At 39.5% G+C, this 18,660-nt stretch carries 9 protein-coding genes and 3 rRNA genes; all 12 read left to right on the forward strand.

What is annotated here, in order from left to right:
• Window positions 1-138 precede the first annotated feature (138 nt).
• The 12 genes from dnaA to rrf all read left to right on the forward strand — a co-directional run bounded on the left by dnaA (window position 139) and on the right by rrf (window position 18,267).
• On the forward strand, window positions 139-1,494 hold the full coding sequence (dnaA, locus tag BCELL_RS00010) for a chromosomal replication initiator protein DnaA (RefSeq protein ID WP_013486636.1): 1,356 nt from the start codon (window positions 139-141) through the stop codon (window positions 1,492-1,494).
• A gap of 374 nt (window positions 1,495-1,868) precedes the next feature.
• Entirely contained in the window at window positions 1,869-3,011 is a 1,143-nt protein-coding gene (gene dnaN / locus BCELL_RS00015; protein ID WP_013486637.1) for a DNA polymerase III subunit beta, read from the forward strand.
• A 205-nt stretch (window positions 3,012-3,216) separates the two neighbouring features.
• The gene (gene yaaA / locus BCELL_RS00020; RefSeq protein WP_013486638.1) at window positions 3,217-3,447 is read left to right on the forward strand and encodes a S4 domain-containing protein YaaA; all 231 of its coding nucleotides are present in this window, start codon (window positions 3,217-3,219) and stop codon (window positions 3,445-3,447) included.
• Window positions 3,448-3,450: 3 nt separating this feature from the next.
• Window positions 3,451-4,572, forward strand: a complete 1,122-nt coding sequence (gene recF, locus BCELL_RS00025) for a DNA replication/repair protein RecF (protein ID WP_013486639.1) — start codon at window positions 3,451-3,453, stop codon at window positions 4,570-4,572.
• A gap of 10 nt (window positions 4,573-4,582) precedes the next feature.
• Window positions 4,583-4,852: an extracellular matrix regulator RemB gene (gene remB / locus BCELL_RS00030; RefSeq protein WP_013486640.1), complete on the forward strand. Its 270-nt coding sequence runs from the start codon at window positions 4,583-4,585 to the stop codon at window positions 4,850-4,852.
• A 110-nt stretch (window positions 4,853-4,962) separates the two neighbouring features.
• Window positions 4,963-6,870, forward strand: a complete 1,908-nt coding sequence (gene gyrB / locus BCELL_RS00035; RefSeq protein WP_425357450.1) for a DNA topoisomerase (ATP-hydrolyzing) subunit B — start codon at window positions 4,963-4,965, stop codon at window positions 6,868-6,870.
• A 173-nt stretch (window positions 6,871-7,043) separates the two neighbouring features.
• Complete coding sequence (gene gyrA / locus BCELL_RS00040) at window positions 7,044-9,575, forward strand: DNA gyrase subunit A (protein ID WP_013486642.1); 2,532 nt, start codon at window positions 7,044-7,046, stop codon at window positions 9,573-9,575.
• Window positions 9,576-9,818: 243 nt separating this feature from the next.
• A complete protein-coding gene (locus BCELL_RS00045; RefSeq protein ID WP_013486643.1) occupies window positions 9,819-11,411 on the forward strand; it encodes a catalase in 1,593 nt (530 codons plus the stop codon).
• A 485-nt stretch (window positions 11,412-11,896) separates the two neighbouring features.
• On the forward strand, window positions 11,897-12,973 hold the full coding sequence (locus BCELL_RS00050; protein ID WP_013486644.1) for an HD-GYP domain-containing protein: 1,077 nt from the start codon (window positions 11,897-11,899) through the stop codon (window positions 12,971-12,973).
• Window positions 12,974-13,268: 295 nt separating this feature from the next.
• Window positions 13,269-14,823: ribosomal RNA gene (locus tag BCELL_RS00055) — 16S ribosomal RNA — on the forward strand.
• A gap of 326 nt (window positions 14,824-15,149) precedes the next feature.
• Window positions 15,150-18,082, forward strand: a 23S ribosomal RNA gene (locus BCELL_RS00060).
• A gap of 69 nt (window positions 18,083-18,151) precedes the next feature.
• Window positions 18,152-18,267: ribosomal RNA gene (gene rrf / locus BCELL_RS00065) — 5S ribosomal RNA — on the forward strand.
• Together the 16S, 23S and 5S rRNA genes form the textbook arrangement of a ribosomal RNA operon.
• Window positions 18,268-18,660 lie beyond the last annotated feature (393 nt).

Genomic DNA, 18,660 nt, shown 5'->3' on the forward strand with positions numbered 1-18,660 from the left:
TTTTTTATATTTATACATCTATATTCAGTGCGTTAAACAAAACTTATACACGTTGCATATTTAGTAAAGTTTTGTAAATTAAACGTGCTTTAACGCAGTTAAAGAAAAAATATAATTTCGTAAAGGAGGGTTAATAGCTTGGAAAACTTAAACGACCTTTGGGATCAAGCACTAAAGAAAATAGAAGAAAAAGTTAGTAAACCAAGTTTTGATACATGGTTTAAATTTACAAAGGCTGATTCCATTGATCAGAGTACGAATACGATAACAGTCATTGCTCCAAACGAATTTGCTCGTGATTGGTTAGAAAATCGTTATTTTGCAATTATTACAGAAACGTTAAATGAATTGACTGGTGCTGAATTAGAAGCTCGCTTCATTCTTCCTAAAGAAGATAAAAATGATGATATTGAATTACTAGAAAAAGTAAAATCCCCTAGTAAAGCACCTGTTACTACAAATGATGAAAAACCTAAGCATATGCTTAACCCTAAATATACGTTTGATACATTTGTAATCGGTAGTGGCAACCGTTTTGCACATGCAGCTTCTTTAGCGGTTGCAGAAGCACCTGCTAAAGCTTATAACCCGTTATTTATTTACGGAGGCGTTGGACTAGGCAAAACCCATTTGATGCACGCTATTGGTCATTACGTTATCGATCATAAGCCAAATGCAAAAGTTGTTTATTTATCTTCTGAAAAATTTACTAATGAATTCATCAATTCTATTCGTGACAACAAAGCAGTCAATTTTAGAAATAAATATCGTAATGTTGATGTACTTTTAATTGATGATATTCAATTTCTTGCTGGAAAAGAACAGACACAAGAAGAATTTTTCCATACTTTTAATGCACTTCATGAAGAAAGAAAGCAAATTGTGATATCTAGTGATCGTCCACCTAAAGAAATTCCAACTTTAGAGGACCGTTTGCGTTCTCGATTTGAATGGGGCTTAATTACTGACATTACTCCTCCAGATCTTGAAACGAGAATTGCTATTTTAAGAAAGAAAGCAAAGGCTGAAAATCTCGACATACCAAATGAAGTCATGCTTTATATTGCGAATCAAATCGATACTAATATTCGTGAGTTAGAGGGAGCTTTAATAAGGGTGGTCGCCTACTCTTCCTTAATTAATCAAGATATGAATGCTGATTTAGCTGCTGTTGCATTAAAGGATATTATCCCGAATGCGAAGCCTAAAACAATTACAATCAAGGACATTCAAAAAACAGTCGCGGAGACATTCCAGATTCGAGTGGAAGAATTAAAAGCGAAGAAAAGAACAAAAAACGTTGCATACCCTAGACAAATTGCTATGTACTTGTCCCGTGAACTTACTGATAATTCGTTACCAAAAATAGGTACTGAATTTGGTGGAAGAGATCATACAACAGTCATTCATGCTCATGAAAAAATAACAAAATTATTTTCTACTGATTCTGATTTACAGAAACAAATACAAGAAATTAAAGATCAGCTGAAATAATGGAATGTGATTACTGTGAATAACTGGTACGCACTTATCAACACATTATCCACATGTGAATAACTATGATACCATTGAGGTGGCGATATATTATCCACATGTTAACAAGCTATATTACTATTACTTCTATATTTTATAAATAAAAATAATATATTATGACTATCTTTTTTACTTTTAGAAATTAAATAAAACGTAAGAAAAAACTTCACGAATCTGTTATTAATATTTTTTTCTTTAAAGCGTTGAAATTTTACCGTATCTGATAAAGTACTAGCTAGTACACACGGTGGAAAAATCCCAATGCCAAGTTTTATACATTCTTAATCTAAAAAAAAATAGCTGTTCATAAATATATGAAAGTGAGGAAATTTTAAATGAAATTTTCGATTAACCGTGATCAATTTGTTCAAAGTGTACAACATGTATCAAAAGCCATTTCACCAAGAACAACCATTCCTGTTTTAACTGGGATAAAAATCGAAGCTTCTTTTGATGGGGTTACATTAACAGGAAGTGATTCCGATATTTCAATAGAGTCATTTATTCCTTTGGAAGATGAAGAAATACAAAATGTAGAATTAGAGCAACCAGGGAGTATCGTATTACCAGCACGATTTTTTGCAGAAATAGTAAAAAAATTACCTGAGGATACGATTGAGCTATCTGTTTCTGAGCAATTTGTGACAACATTAAAGTCTGGTTCTTCTGTTTTCAATCTTAACGGTTTAGATCCAAATGAATACCCTCGTCTCCCTGAAATTGAGGAAGACAATGTTTTTAAATTAAAAACTGATTTACTAAAAAATATTATTAGACAAACAGTATTTGCAGTTTCCACTGTAGAAACAAGACCTATTTTAACAGGGGTACATTGGGCTATTGAAGAAGGAACATTAGCATGTACAGCTACTGATAGTCATCGTTTAGCGATGAGAAATGCGAAAGCAGAAACGAATACAAATGATCTATCATTTTCTAACGTTGTTATTCCAGGAAAAAGCTTAAATGAGTTAAGTAAAATTCTTGACGATAACGAAGAATGGGTGGATATCATTGTTACAGAAAATCAAATTTTATTTAAAGCAAAGAACTTACTCTTTTTCTCAAGATTATTAGATGGTAATTATCCTGCCACGAACAATATGATTCCAACTAATTCTAAAACGAACGTGAAGCTTGAGACGAAAAAGTTTATGCAAGCGATAGAAAGAGCCCTTCTATTATCAAGAGATGGGAAAAATAATGTCGTTAATTTAAAAACATTAAGTAATACACATCTAGAAATCACTTCTGTCACTCCTGAAGTAGGTAAAGTTACAGAAGATGTCGCTACTCTCGACTTTAATGGAGAAGAACTCCGTATTTCTTTTAATGGGAAAAATATTATTGACGCATTAAGAGTGATTGATTCTACAGAAGTGACTATTGATTTTACAGGAGCTATGAGTCCATTTGTAATTAAGCCTACAGAACACGAAAATATGCTCCATCTATTCTCACCAGTTAGAACTTATTGATCACTTTTTGTGACCCATTGTTAATACTACTACCGAGGGATTTTTCCTCGGTAGTATTTGCCTTAATAAATAGAATCCTAAACCTTTTTTTGTATATGTTGTCATCTTTTTAAGCGCGATTGGCTTATTTTAAGAACTTTTAGTACAATAAAGGGTGAGGTATTTTTGTCGTGTCAAAATTGCTTTTAATTAAACGGAAGCGAGCGTGGAAAATTTGGAACAAAAAGTAACGATCCATGATGATTACATTACTTTAGGTCAACTTTTAAAAGAAGTAGGTCTAATTAGCACTGGTGGTCAAGCGAAATGGTTTTTACAAGATACACTAGTAGTCGTAAACGAGGAGAATGAAAATCGTCGAGGAAAAAAGTTGTATGCTGGGGACGTTATTGTTATCGATGACTTTGGATCTATTTTAATCGAGAAGGAATCGTAAACGTTGTATATAAAGCAAATAACGATTAGAGATTATCGAAACTATGACCACTTAACGCTCCCATTTAATAATAAAATTAATGTGATCATTGGAGAAAATGCACAAGGAAAAACAAATTTAATGGAATCCATATACGTTCTTGCAATGGCTAAATCACATCGTACGACAAAGGATAAAGAGCTCATTAGATGGGATCAACCTTTTGCTAAAGTCGAAGGTCAGATAAATAATAAAAATGGTCCTTTACAGATGGAAGTGATATTTTCAACTAAAGGTAAAAAAGTAAAGATCAACCATTTGGAGAAAAAAAGACTAAGTGAATATATTGGTTCGTGTAACATTGTTATGTTTGCGCCTGAAGATCTATCACTAGTAAAAGGTAGTCCACAAATTCGACGACGCTTTTTAGATATGGAAATGGGACAAATACACCCTGTTTATTTATATTATTTATCGCAATATCATAAACAGCTCAAACAAAGAAACCAATGGCTTAAAGATGTATTACAAAAAAAACAAAAGCCTGACGCAACGATGTTGGACGTCATGACAGACCAGCTGATTATTTCTGCTGGTCATGTAATTGAAAAAAGGTATGATTTTATAAAAAAATTACAAAAATGGGCAGCACCTATACATCATGATATAAGTCGTGGTCTAGAAAGCCTAGAGATTAACTATGTTCCCTCAATTAACGTATCAGAAGACATGGACTTGTCGACACTGTTAACAGTACTAAAAGAGGAGTTCGATAGGTTAAAGGATAATGAATTACGACGTGGTATCACTTTAATTGGACCTCACCGTGATGATTTGCAGTTTTTAGTAAACGGAAGAGATATTCAAACATTTGGTTCACAAGGTCAGCAGCGAACAACAGCACTTTCTGTTAAATTAGCAGAGCTTGAACTAATCCATGAAAAAGTAGGAGAATATCCGATCTTACTATTGGATGATGTACTTTCAGAGCTAGATGATCACCGGCAGTCCCATTTACTTAATACAATTCAAGGTAAAGTACAAACATTTGTAACCACGACTAGTGTAGATGGAATTGAACATGCTACACTCCGTAATGCTGACATGTTCTATGTACAAGAAGGAAAGATTGAAGTAAAAAAATGAGGTGACTGTAATGTTCATACACTTAGGTGCAGATATGGTAATAAGAGCAAATAAAATTATTGCTATATTAGATCATCAATCTAAAGATTTATCCCAAGATAATTTAGATTTTATTGATTATCAGATAAAAAATAAAAAGACGGTAGCTATTACAGATGATGACAATCCTAAATCTATCGTTGTTACGGATAAAGAAGTTTATTTATCCCCTATATCCTCTCAAACACTGAAAAGACGTGCAGAGACGGTTACAATTCTTGATGAAGAAGAAATGATGTAGTTATTATTCTTTTGTTTTAAAACTTTTAATCAACATTACTTTAAAATAGATATTAAATCGTTGCAGTTAAATGGCTACTGTACGGAAAAGTGTAGGTGAAGAAATTGACAATGGAACAACAATCCTATGATGAAAGTCAAATTCAAGTATTAGAAGGTTTAGAAGCAGTTCGTAAGCGACCGGGTATGTATATTGGTTCTACGAGTGGTCGTGGGCTTCATCACCTCGTTTGGGAAATCGTCGACAATAGTATTGACGAGGCAATGGCAGGCTATTGTGATACGATTACGGTCACAATTGAGGAAGATAATAGTATAACCGTTGAAGATAATGGACGTGGAATTCCAGTAGGTATTCATGAAAAAATGGGACGTCCAGCTGTTGAGGTTATTATGACTGTCCTTCACGCAGGTGGTAAGTTTGGAGGCGGTGGATATAAAGTTTCAGGTGGTCTCCACGGTGTTGGTGCATCAGTTGTTAATGCCCTCTCTACCAAATTGGAAGTAGAGGTACATCTTGATGGAAAAGTACATTATCAAATGTTTGAACGAGGTGTTCCATCAGCTGATCTGAAAGTGATTGGAGAAACAGATAAAACTGGTACGATTATTAAGTTTAAGCCAGATAATGAAATTTTTACTGAAACGACAGAGTACGACTATGATACACTTGCAAATAGACTGCGAGAATTAGCCTTTTTAAATAGAGGCTTACGTATTTTAATTTCAGATAAAAGAAATGATGGAAAAAAAGCAGAGTATTTCTATGAAGGTGGTATCTCCTCATTTGTAGAACACTTAAATCGTACGAAAGAGCCTATTCATGAGCCACCTGTTTTTATTGAAAGTGAAAAAGATGGCATTTCAGTTGAAATAGCAATGCAGTACAACGATAGTTTTGCCAGCAATTTATATTCCTTTGCAAATAATATTAATACCCACGAAGGTGGTACACATGAATCAGGTTTTAAAACGGCCTTAACACGTGTCATAAATGATTATGCTAGGAAAAATAGTTTATTTAAGGAAACAGATCCTAATTTAATTGGTGATGACGTTCGTGAAGGACTAACTGCGATTATTTCTGTTAAAATACCTGATCCACAATTTGAAGGACAAACGAAGACTAAGTTAGGAAACAGTGAAGCTAGAACAATAACAGATTCCTTATTTTCAGAGCATATGGCAAAGTATATGGCTGAAAACCCTAACGTAGCAAGAAAAATTGTTGAAAAAGGAATTATGGCTTCAAGAGCACGTGACGCTGCGAAAAAAGCACGAGAGTTAACACGAAGAAAATCAGCTTTAGAAGTGAGCTCTCTTCCTGGAAAACTCGCAGATTGCTCTTCAAAAGATGCGACAATTAGCGAATTGTATATCGTAGAGGGTGACTCTGCAGGGGGATCTGCAAAGCAAGGACGGGACAGACATTTCCAAGCAATACTACCACTTCGAGGTAAAATTCTTAACGTAGAAAAATCAAGACTAGATAAAATTTTATCGAATAACGAAGTAAGGGCGATCATTACAGCATTAGGAACTGGAATTGGTGGCGACTTTGATATTTCAAAAGCACGTTACCATAAAATTATTATTATGACAGATGCTGATGTTGATGGCGCGCATATTCGTACATTACTGTTAACATTCTTTTACCGTTATATGAGGCCTTTGCTAGAAGAAGGTTATGTTTACATTGCACAGCCTCCTTTATTTAAAATTCAACAAGGAAAGACAGTACAATATGCATATAACGAAAAAGAGATGGAACGTATTATAAAAGAACTCGCAGAAACACCGAAACCTGGTTTACAAAGATATAAAGGTCTTGGAGAGATGAACCCAACTCAACTGTGGGAAACAACGATGGATCCAAGTACACGTACAACGCTACAAGTTACTTTAGAGGATGCAATGGTTGCTGATGAAACATTTGAAACACTAATGGGTGACAAAGTAGAACCGAGAAGAGAGTTTATTCAAGCAAATGCCCAATATGTGAAAAACTTAGATATATAATCACTCGATGCGTTTATCATAAACATCCTCATATCGTTACATTTCGATTGAGATAAACATCAAGGCCATGCAGCAATAGGGCTGCATGGTTGATGTACGTTTATGTAGGGTATAATGAATAATAGAATGGAAAAGAAAGTTCGTTTTGTAAATAGGTGAACGGAGGTACTAGAATGTCGGAACAAGATCAATCAAGAGTCAAAGAAATTAATATCAGTCAGGAAATGAAAACATCCTTCATGGACTATGCGATGAGTGTTATCGTAAGCCGTGCATTACCTGATGTTCGAGATGGATTAAAGCCAGTTCACCGTCGAATACTATATGCGATGAATGAGTTAGGAATGACTTCAGATAAAGCTTATAAGAAGTCCGCACGTATTGTAGGGGAAGTAATTGGTAAATACCATCCACATGGTGACTCTGCAGTTTATGAAACTATGGTAAGAATGGCACAAGATTTTAGTTATCGATATATGCTTGTTGATGGGCATGGAAACTTTGGTTCTGTCGATGGTGATGCAGCCGCAGCGATGCGTTATACAGAAGCAAGGATGTCCAAAATATCTATGGAGCTTGTTCGAGATATTAATAAAGATACGATAGATTATCAAGAAAACTATGATGGTTCTGAGACAGAGCCAATTGTTCTCCCAGCACGCTTTCCTAATTTACTAGTGAATGGAACGTCTGGAATTGCGGTTGGAATGGCTACTAATATTCCGCCTCATAACTTAGGCGAAGTCATTGATGGAGTACTTGCGTTAAGTGAAAACCCTACGATCACTAGCACAGAGCTTATGGAATATATTCCAGGGCCAGACTTTCCGACGGGAGCGGAAATTGTAGGTGTCTCGGGTATTCGTCGTGCCTATGAAACAGGAAAAGGTTCTATTACTATTCGAGCAAAAGCTGAGATTGAAGACAATAATGGTAAACCGAGAATCATTGTTACAGAGATTCCTTACCAAGTTAATAAAGCTCGTTTAATTGAAAAAATTGCTGAACTAGTAAGAGATAAAAAGCTAGATGGAATTACAGATTTACGCGACGAGTCCGACAGAACAGGAATGCGAATTGTTATAGAGCTTCGTAGAGATGTGAATGCAAATGTTTTGTTAAATAATTTGTATAAGCAAACAGCACTACAATCGAGCTTTGGTATTAACATGCTTGCCCTCGTTGATGGAAGACCTAAAGTATTATCTATAAAAGAAGTACTCTACCACTACCTCGAGCACCAACGAGTAGTCATTCGTCGACGTACTGAATTCGAATTAAAGAAGGCAGAAGCAAGAGCACATATTTTAGAAGGATTGCGTATTGCGCTTGACCATATTGATGAAATTATTGCATTAATTAGAGGCTCTCAAACAACAGAAATTGCTAGACAAGGGTTAATGGAAAACTTCTCTTTAAGTCATGACCAAGCCCAAGCAATTTTAGACATGCGACTTCAACGCTTAACGGGCTTAGAGCGCGATAAAATTGAAGCAGAATATCAAGAGCTTGTGGAAAAAATTAAAGAACTAAAGGCTATTTTAGCTGATGACGAAAAAGTACTTGCAATCATTCGTGAAGAATTAACAGATATTCGTGACCGCTATAACGATGAAAGAAGAACGATCATTACGTTTGGTGAAGATAGTATGGAAGACGAAGATCTCATTCCACGCCAAAATGTCGTTATTACCCTTTCACATAACGGTTACATTAAACGAATTCCACTTTCTACTTATCGAAGCCAAAAACGTGGTGGACGTGGTGTCCAAGGAATGGGAACACATGATGATGATTTTGTACAACATCTATTCATAACAAATTCCCATGACCACTTACTTTTCTTTACAAACAAAGGGAAAGTATATCGATTAAAAGGCTATGAAATACCGTCATTTAATAGAACAGCTAAAGGAATTCCTATCATCAATTTATTACAAATCGAAAAAGATGAGTATGTAAGTACGGTTATTCCAGTTGATGAGTTTGATGAAGAAAGATATTTATTCTTTATGACGAAAGACGGTATCGCAAAGCGTACTGCATTAAAAGTCTTTTCTAACATTCGTCGAGGTGGTTTGTTTGCGATCAACCTCCGTGAAGGCGATGCACTACACGGTGTTAGATTAACAGATGGTACTAAAGAAATTATCGCGGGAACAAGAAAAGGGATGTCTATTCGTTTCCACGAAAATGATGTCCGTTTAATGGGACGTACTGCAACCGGAGTAAAAGGTGTAACACTGCAGGAAAATGATCAAGTAGTTGGTATGGACACAATTGAAGAAGACCAGGCTGTATTAATTGTTACCGAAAAAGGGTTTGGAAAGCGTACACCAGTGAGTGAGTACCGCATTCAAACACGTGGAGGTAAAGGGATTAAAACATGCAATATTACCGATAAAAATGGTCCGTTAATTTCATTGAAAGTCGTTTCCGATGATCATGATTTAATGATTATTACAAACTCTGGTGTTATTATTAGAATGCACGTTGAGGAAATATCAACGACTGGACGTAATACACAAGGAGTTCGTCTCATCCGTGTTGGTGATGAAGAACACGTTTCAACCGTTGCACGTGTAAACATTGATGATGATGAGGAAATAATAGATGAGCAAGAAGAATCAATGGAAGACAGTGACTTAAATAATAGTGAAGAAAACGAAGTAGCAGAAGCGGATGTAAATAAAGAAGAAGAGTAATACTTCATTTTCTAGTGTTGTATTGAAATGGTGTCTCTCTTTCACTTATTTAGCTCTCTCCGTACATCAAACGGAGCATTGTCATTAAAAAATTTTAGCATAGCTTCATTTTAAAAAACTGTACGATCATTATTAGAATTGTTTCTAATAATCGACCGTGCAGTTTTTTTATAGTATAAATCGCTATTTTTGGAAAATAATACTACTGTATTTTAAATTTCAAATGTATTTGAGGTGTAGAAATTGAGTAAAGAGACGAATGAACATACATCTGCTCAACATGATGAACTAACGAATCGGCAAGGTCATCCCGTAACAAACAATCAAAACGTCAGAACAGTTGGTAATCGCGGTCCAACAACATTAGAAAACTACGACTTTCTAGAAAAAATTAGTCATTTCGATCGAGAAAGAATTCCTGAACGCGTCGTCCATGCGAGAGGTGCAGGTGCACATGGTTATTTTGAAGCATATGGTACTGTAGGAGATGAGCCAATATCTAAATATACTAGAGCAAAGCTATTTCAAGAAAAAGGGAAACAAACGCCTGTTTTTGTGCGTTTCTCTTCTGTCGTTCACGGTGGTCACTCTCCAGAAACATTAAGAGACCCTAGAGGATTTGCAGTAAAATTTTATACAGAAGATGGAAACTGGGATTTAGTAGGGAATAATTTAAAGATCTTTTTTATTCGTGATCCTCTAAAATTTCCTGATTTAGTACATGCATTTAAGCCTGACCCTGTAACAAATTTACAAGATGGAGAGAGAATTTTTGATTTTATATCGCAAACTCCGGAAGCCATGCATATGATTACTTTCCTTTTTTCACCATGGGGAATACCTGCAAACTATCGTCTCATGCAAGGATCAGGAGTGAATACATATAAATGGGTAAATGAGGAAGGCAAAGGACACTTAGTAAAATATCACTGGGAGCCAAAACAAGGTATAAAGAATTTAACACAAGATGAAGCGGAAAAAATACAAGGCAAGAACTTTAACCATGCAACACAAGATCTTTATGAAGCAATTGAAAATGGTGATTACCCTGAATGGGAATTATTTGTACAAATCATTAGTGATGATGAACATCCAGAATTGAATTATGATCCATTAGATCCAACAAAACTTTGGTACAAGGATGACATACCATGGCAGCCAGTAGGAAAAATGGTATTAAATAAAAATCCAGAAGACTATTTTGCCGAAGTTGAACAAGCTGCATTTGGAACAGGAGTATTAGTGGATGGATTAGATTTTTCCGACGATAAATTGTTACAAGGGAGAACGTTCTCGTATTCAGATACACAACGTTATCGTGTTGGGACAAATTACTTGAAATTGCCAATTAATGCACCAAAAAAAGATGTTGCGACAAACCAACGTGGTGGTCAAATGGAATATGTAGTGGATAAAGGGAAGACGCAAAATCCACATGTTAACTATGAGCCTTCTATTATCGGCGGACTAAAAGAGGCAAATCAAAAAGGAAAAGAACATACTCCATATGTAGAAGGTGAACTAAAAAGAGAAACAATTGATCGCCAAAATAACTTTGAACAAGCTGGAGAAACATACCGTCGTCTATCCGATTGGGAGCGAGATGACTTAATAAAAAATCTAGTGACCACTTTAACCCCATGTCGTAAAGAAATTAAACAAACAATGATAGACATGTTTATGAAATGCGATAAAGAATATGGACAAAGAGTAGCAGATGGCATAAGTAAAATGGAAGATGAAAATACATCACATAGAAATCCGATTGGAAACGCGGAAGCGGATGAAGCGGTTGAACAAGCAGAAAAGCTTGGACATCCTTCTGACCCTTATTAAGAAGAGTATGAGGAAGGTAGAAAAGGAGCAATTCCTTTTTGTGCCTTCCTCTTTTTTTATAGGATTTGTTAAAGATTATTTTCAAGAAAGATGCGAGCCGCCTTAGCTTGGGGCAGCTCACATCGGGAGAGGTCTCTGAAAAAATACAGAGCAACTTTTCCACTTAAAAGCCTACTTTAATTGGATTAATTATCGTTTACGCTCGGCAAAAGTAGTGATTTACAGGGGCTTTTATTAACTTATATGAAACCGTCTTATTAATTATTTTCAGGGAATATATTTTCTGATGAACGAATCTCTTAACGTTGTAATTTATAAAAACTCAAAAAATATAAAAAGATGAAATTATATTCGGTTGAACATTATGTTAAACTTTATATAAAGTATATTTGACTTAATTTGACATAATAGCTTAAGATTTTTATACATAAATAAGGATAATAGATAAAATAGCAAAAGCTTAAAGGTCTAAGGGGAGAATAGTAATGAAAGTTAAAATAGAATACTTAATACCAGGAACTATACTGGCTGAAGATATTTATAAAAAAACAAATACACCAATTATGAAGAAAAAAACAGTGTTAACTAATGAGCTTATTAATATTCTTAAAATATTTATGGTTCCTTCTGTTACTATTGAAAATAAGCTTGAGAATGGTAGTTTGTTTAAAGCAAATAGTGTCATTGTAGAAGATGCAAAGCGAAAAGATACTATTGAAGACCCTTTTATAGACCGATATTTATTTGCAGTTCAACAATTTAAAAAACTATTTAATCACTGGCAAGGTGGCACGAAAGTTGATGCATTTGCAGTAAGGAAAGTGTTTCTCCCTTTATATAATAAGACCCCTAAGAAGGAAGATTTAATACAATTACACCACTATAGTAACAAAAATGAATATATATATTTTCATTCCGTGGCAGTAAGTGTTCTATCGTCTTTAGTAGGTAGAAAAATGGGGCTATCGAACGGTGAAGTAATTCAATTAGGATTATCAGGCTTACTATCTGATTGTGGTATGGCAAAGTTACCGTTTAATGTGTTTGAAAAAAAAGGTGCTCTAACAATAGATGAATATGAGCAAGTTAAAACTCACCCTTTATTTGGATATCGCATGCTAGAGGATGTCGCAGGTTTTACAAAAGAAGCGTTATTAGGTGTCCTTCAACATCATGAAAGAGAGGATGGCAGTGGATATCAATATAAATTAAAAAGTAATAAAATCCACTTATTCGCAAAAATAATATCTATCTGTGATATTTACCATGCGATGACTTCAGAAAGACACTATAGAACGAAAAAATCACCTTATAAAGTAATAGAATCTTTAAGAAAAGAGCACTTTGGTAAAATAGATCACATTGTTCTCCATCATTTTACTCAAGTTATACTCGATTTATCGATAGGAACAAAAGTAAGATTGAGTTCAAATGATATAGGCGAAATAGTTTTTCTAGATGAAAAAGAACCAACTAGACCAACTATTAAATTAGAAAACGGAAACCTTTTTGAGTTAACATCTCACCATGATGTTTATGTAGAGGAACAACTATTGGAATAATAATAAATAAATTATTGACTTGTACAATCTATCTAGTTATAATAGAAAAAGTCGCTCATGAACACAATATTCTTTCGTAAAAAAGTTATTGACTTTATGAGTGCAAAATGATAAGCTATTATAGCTGTCGAAAAAACAGTACTAATAATTTGACCTTTGAAAACTAAACAAAAAGCCAAGCGAAGTGGGATAGACACATTAGTCGTATATACGATTGATGAAAGGATATCCCGTCAATAAGATTTAAAAATTAGCCAAAATTTGGCTTGATGTCAGAGACATCGAACTCAACAATTTTTTGGAGAGTTTGATCCTGGCTCAGGACGAACGCTGGCGGCGTGCCTAATACATGCAAGTCGAGCGGATCAATTAAGAGCTTGCTCTTATGAGATCAGCGGCGGACGGGTGAGTAACACGTGGGCAACCTGCCTTACAGACTGGGATAACTCCGGGAAACCGAAGCTAATACCGGATGATCAATGGAACCGCATGGTTCTATTGTAAAAGTTGGGAGCAATCCTAACACTGTGAGATGGGCCCGCGGCGCATTAGCTAGTTGGTGAGGTAATGGCTCACCAAGGCAACGATGCGTAGCCGACCTGAGAGGGTGATCGGCCACACTGGAACTGAGACACGGTCCAGACTCCTACGGGAGGCAGCAGTAGGGAATCATCCGCAATGGGCGAAAGCCTGACGGTGCAACGCCGCGTGAACGATGAAGGTCTTCGGATTGTAAAGTTCTGTTGTTAGGGAAGAACAAGTGCCATTCAAATAGGTTGGCACCTTGACGGTACCTAACCAGAAAGCCCCGGCTAACTACGTGCCAGCAGCCGCGGTAATACGTAGGGGGCAAGCGTTGTCCGGAATTATTGGGCGTAAAGCGCGCGCAGGCGGTCTCTTAAGTCTGATGTGAAAGCCCACGGCTCAACCGTGGAGGGTCATTGGAAACTGGGGGACTTGAGTGTAGGAGAGGAAAGTGGAATTCCACGTGTAGCGGTGAAATGCGTAGATATGTGGAGGAACACCAGTGGCGAAGGCGACTTTCTGGCCTACAACTGACGCTGAGGCGCGAAAGCGTGGGGAGCAAACAGGATTAGATACCCTGGTAGTCCACGCCGTAAACGATGAGTGCTAGGTGTTAGGGGTTTCGATACCCTTAGTGCCGCAGTTAACACATTAAGCACTCCGCCTGGGGAGTACGGCCGCAAGGCTGAAACTCAAAGGAATTGACGGGGGCCCGCACAAGCAGTGGAGCATGTGGTTTAATTCGAAGCAACGCGAAGAACCTTACCAGGTCTTGACATCCTCTGACACTCCTAGAGATAGGACGTTCCCCTTCGGGGGACAGAGTGACAGGTGGTGCATGGTTGTCGTCAGCTCGTGTCGTGAGATGTTGGGTTAAGTCCCGCAACGAGCGCAACCCTTGATCTTAGTTGCCAGCATTCAGTTGGGCACTCTAAGGTGACTGCCGGTGACAAACCGGAGGAAGGTGGGGATGACGTCAAATCATCATGCCCCTTATGACCTGGGCTACACACGTGCTACAATGGGTGGTACAAAGGGCAGCAAAGCCGCGAGGCCGAGCGAATCCCATAAAGCCACTCTCAGTTCGGATTGCAGGCTGCAACTCGCCTGCATGAAGCCGGAATTGCTAGTAATCGCGGATCAGCATGCCGCGGTGAATACGTTCCCGGGCCTTGTACACACCGCCCGTCACACCACGAGAGTTTGTAACACCCGAAGTCGGTGAGGTAACCTTTTGGAGCCAGCCGCCGAAGGTGGGACAGATGATTGGGGTGAAGTCGTAACAAGGTATCCCTACCGGAAGGTGGGGATGGATCACCTCCTTTCTAAGGAGCAGTTATTTTCTACAACAACTGTAGAAACATAAAGCTCATTACTTTTGAACTTCGCTTTGGACTTTTTGTTTAGTTTTGAGAGGTCATACTCTCAAAATGAAGTCGTTGTGCTCGCTGAACGCTAACGCGTATCAGCTCAAAAGACAGCACAACTACTTGATTATCGCACACTTGCGTGGTGCGATTTGTCCTTTGAAAACTAGATAACAAAAACTGATTTAAATGATCACCAGTAGATATCAATAGAAGTCTATTCTTCTAACGAAATCAACTGTGTGTCTTAGTTAAGGCGAATGTAAGACGCCACACTTTTTAGTGGTTAAGCTAGAAAGGGCGCACGGTGAATGCCTTGGCACTAGGAGCCGACGAAGGACGGGACGAACACCGATATGCTTCGGGGAGCTGTAAGTAAGCTTTGATCCGGAGATTTCCGAATGGGGGAACCCACCATCCGTAATGGGATGGTATCCATACCTGAATACATAGGGTATGAGAAGGCAGACCTGGGGAACTGAAACATCTTAGTACCCAGAGGAAGAGAAAGCAAATGCGATTTCCTGAGTAGCGGCGAGCGAAACGGAATTAGCCCAAACCAAGAGGCTTGCCTCTTGGGGTTGTAGGACACTCCATACGGAGTTACAAAGAAACAGCGTAGGTGAAGCGATCTGGAAAGGTCTGCGAGACAAGGTAACAGCCCTGTAGCCGAAACGTTGTTTCCTCCGGAGTGTATCCTGAGTACGGCGGGACACGTGAAACCCCGTCGGAATCCGGGAGGACCATCTCCCAAGGCTAAATACTCCCTAGTGACCGATAGTGAACCAGTACCGTGAGGGAAAGGTGAAAAGCACCCCGGGAGGGGAGTGAAATAGATCCTGAAACCGTGTGCCTACAAGTAGTTGGAGCCCGTTAATGGGTGACAGCGTGCCTTTTGTAGAATGAACCGGCGAGTTACGATAACGTGCGAGGTTAAGTTGAAGAGACGGAGCCGCAGCGAAAGCGAGTCTGAATAGGGCGCCATAGTACGTTGTTGTAGACCCGAAACCGTGTGATCTACCCATGTCCAGGGTGAAGTCCAGGTAACACTGGATGGAGGCCCGAACCCACGCACGTTGAAAAGTGCGGGGATGAGGTGTGGGTAGGGGTGAAATGCCAATCGAACACGGAAATAGCTGGTTCTCCCCGAAATAGCTTTAGGGCTAGCCTCGAGGTGAGAGTATTGGAGGTAGAGCACTGATTGGACTAGGGGTCCCCACAGGATTACCGAATTCAGTCAAACTCCGAATGCCATTTACTTATCCTCGGGAGTCAGACTGCGAGTGCTAAGATCCGTAGTCAAGAGGGAAACAGCCCAGACCATCAGCTAAGGTCCCAAAGTATACGTTAAGTGGAGAAGGATGTGGAGTTGCTTAGACAACCAGGATGTTGGCTTAGAAGCAGCCACCATTGAAAGAGTGCGTAATAGCTCACTGGTCGAGTGACTCTGCGCCGAAAATGTACCGGGGCTAAACGTATCACCGAAGCTATGGATTGTCCTTACGGACAGTGGTAGGGGAGCGTTCCAAGGGCGTTGAAGCATGACCGGAAGGACATGTGGAGCGCTTGGAAGTGAGAATGCCGGTATGAGTAGCGAAAAGAGGGGTGAGAATCCCCTCCGTCGAAAGCCTAAGGTTTCCTGAGGAAGGCTCGTCCGCTCAGGGTAAGTCGGGACCTAAGCCGAGGCCGAAAGGCGTAGGCGATGGCAAACAGGTTGAAATTCCTGTACCACCACGTCACCGTTTGAGCAACGGGGGGACGCAGGAAGGTAGGGTAAGCGCACTGATGGATATGTGCGTCGAAGCAGTGAGGCTGACAAGTAGGCAAATCCGCTTGTCATAAGGCTGAGCTGTGATCGCGAGGGAAATTATAGTACCGAAGTTCCTGATCCTACACTGCCAAGAAAAGCCTCTAGCGAGGTGACTGGTGCCCGTACCGCAAACCGACACAGGTAGGCGGGAAGAGAATTCTAAGACGCGCGGGAGAACTCTCGTTAAGGAACTCGGCAAAATGACCCCGTAACTTCGGGAGAAGGGGTGCTCTATTAGGGTGTATGCCCGAGAGAGCCGCAGTGAATAGGCCCAAACGACTGTTTATCAAAAACACAGGTCTCTGCCAAGCCGTAAGGCGAAGTATAGGGGCTGACACCTGCCCGGTGCTGGAAGGTTAAGAGGAGGGGTTATCCTTCGGGAGAAGCTCTGAATTGAAGCCCCAGTAAACGGCGGCCGTAACTATAACGGTCCTAAGGTAGCGAAATTCCTTGTCGGGTAAGTTCCGACCCGCACGAAAGGTGCAACGATTTGGGCACTGTCTCAACGAGAGACCCGGTGAAATTATATTACCTGTGAAGATGCAGGTTACCTGCGACAGGACGGAAAGACCCCATGGAGCTTTACTGTAGCTTGATATTGGATTTTGGTACAACTTGTACAGGATAGGTAGGAGCCTTGGAAGCCGGAGCGCTAGCTTCGGTGGAGGCGTCGGTGGGATACTACCCTGGTTGTACTGGAATTCTAACCTCGGTCCGTAATCCGGATCAGGGACAGTGTCAGGTGGGCAGTTTGACTGGGGCGGTCGCCTCCTAAAAAGTAACGGAGGCGCCCAAAGGTTCCCTCAGAATGGTTGGAAATCATTCGTAGAGTGCAAAGGCATAAGGGAGCTTGACTGCGAGACATACAGGTCGAGCAGGGACGAAAGTCGGGCTTAGTGATCCGGCGGCACCGTATGGAAGGGCCGTCGCTCAACGGATAAAAGCTACCCTGGGGATAACAGGCTAATCTCCCCCAAGAGTCCACATCGACGGGGAGGTTTGGCACCTCGATGTCGGCTCATCGCATCCTGGGGCTGAAGTAGGTCCCAAGGGTTGGGCTGTTCGCCCATTAAAGCGGTACGCGAGCTGGGTTCAGAACGTCGTGAGACAGTTCGGTCCCTATCCGTCGCAGGCGTAGGAAATTTGAGAGGAGCTGTCCTTAGTACGAGAGGACCGGGATGGACACACCGCTGGTGTACCAGTTGTTCCGCCAGGAGCATAGCTGGGTAGCTACGTGTGGAAGGGATAAGTGCTGAAAGCATCTAAGCATGAAGCCCCCCTCAAGATGAGATTTCCCATCACGTAAGTGAGTAAGATCCCTCAGAGATGATGAGGTTGATAGGTCTCATGTGGAAGCATGGCGACATGTGAAGCTGAGAGATACTAATCGATCGAGGGCTTAACCAAACTTTACTAAGACGATCATTTAATCAGAATATGTTATCTAGTTTTGAGAGGATAAACTCTCATAAAAAGTCCAGTGACGATAGCGGAGAGGTCACACCCGTTCCCATGCCGAACACGGTAGTTAAGCTCTCCAGCGCCGATGATAGTTGGGGGTTTCCCCCTGTGAAAGTAGGACGTTGCTGGGCAGATAAAGTCATTCTCAATAGAGAGTGGCTTTTTTTATTTGTTTACGATTTGGACTTTTGTGTACCGAAGGTAGGGTTTGATTTGATAAATGTAGTGAAATGAATGAGGAGTGTTCTTTTAGGGAGGAGCGCAATGATGCGGAAATAATGGTGGAAATAGAATAAAGTGTATCATACGAGGCCAATGATACGCGAGAAGGTAGTGGGAACGAGATAAAGTGTATCATACGAGACCAATGACACGCGAGAAAGAAGTGGGAATGAAATAAAGTGTGTCATACGAAGGCAATGACGCATATAAAAGTGGGAGGAACGGAATAAGGTGTATCATACGAGGCCAATGACACGCGAGAAAGTAGTAGGAACGAGATAAAGTGTGTCATAGAAGTGCAA

The organism is Evansella cellulosilytica DSM 2522, from assembly GCF_000177235.2.
GTDB classification, from domain to species: Bacteria; Bacillota; Bacilli; order Bacillales; family Salisediminibacteriaceae; genus Evansella; species Evansella cellulosilytica.

What these genes read in the sequence shown, in the direction of transcription:
- dnaN (WP_013486637.1), top strand. Translation starts at nt 1,869, where the DNA reads ATGAAATTTTCGATTAACCGTGATCAATTTGTTCAAAGTGTACAACAT.
- remB (WP_013486640.1), top strand. Translation starts at nt 4,583, where the DNA reads ATGTTCATACACTTAGGTGCAGATATGGTAATAAGAGCAAATAAAATT.
- gyrB (WP_425357450.1), top strand. Translation starts at nt 4,963, where the DNA reads ATGGAACAACAATCCTATGATGAAAGTCAAATTCAAGTATTAGAAGGT.
- gyrA (WP_013486642.1), top strand. Translation starts at nt 7,044, where the DNA reads ATGTCGGAACAAGATCAATCAAGAGTCAAAGAAATTAATATCAGTCAG.
- BCELL_RS00050 (WP_013486644.1), top strand. Translation starts at nt 11,897, where the DNA reads ATGAAAGTTAAAATAGAATACTTAATACCAGGAACTATACTGGCTGAA.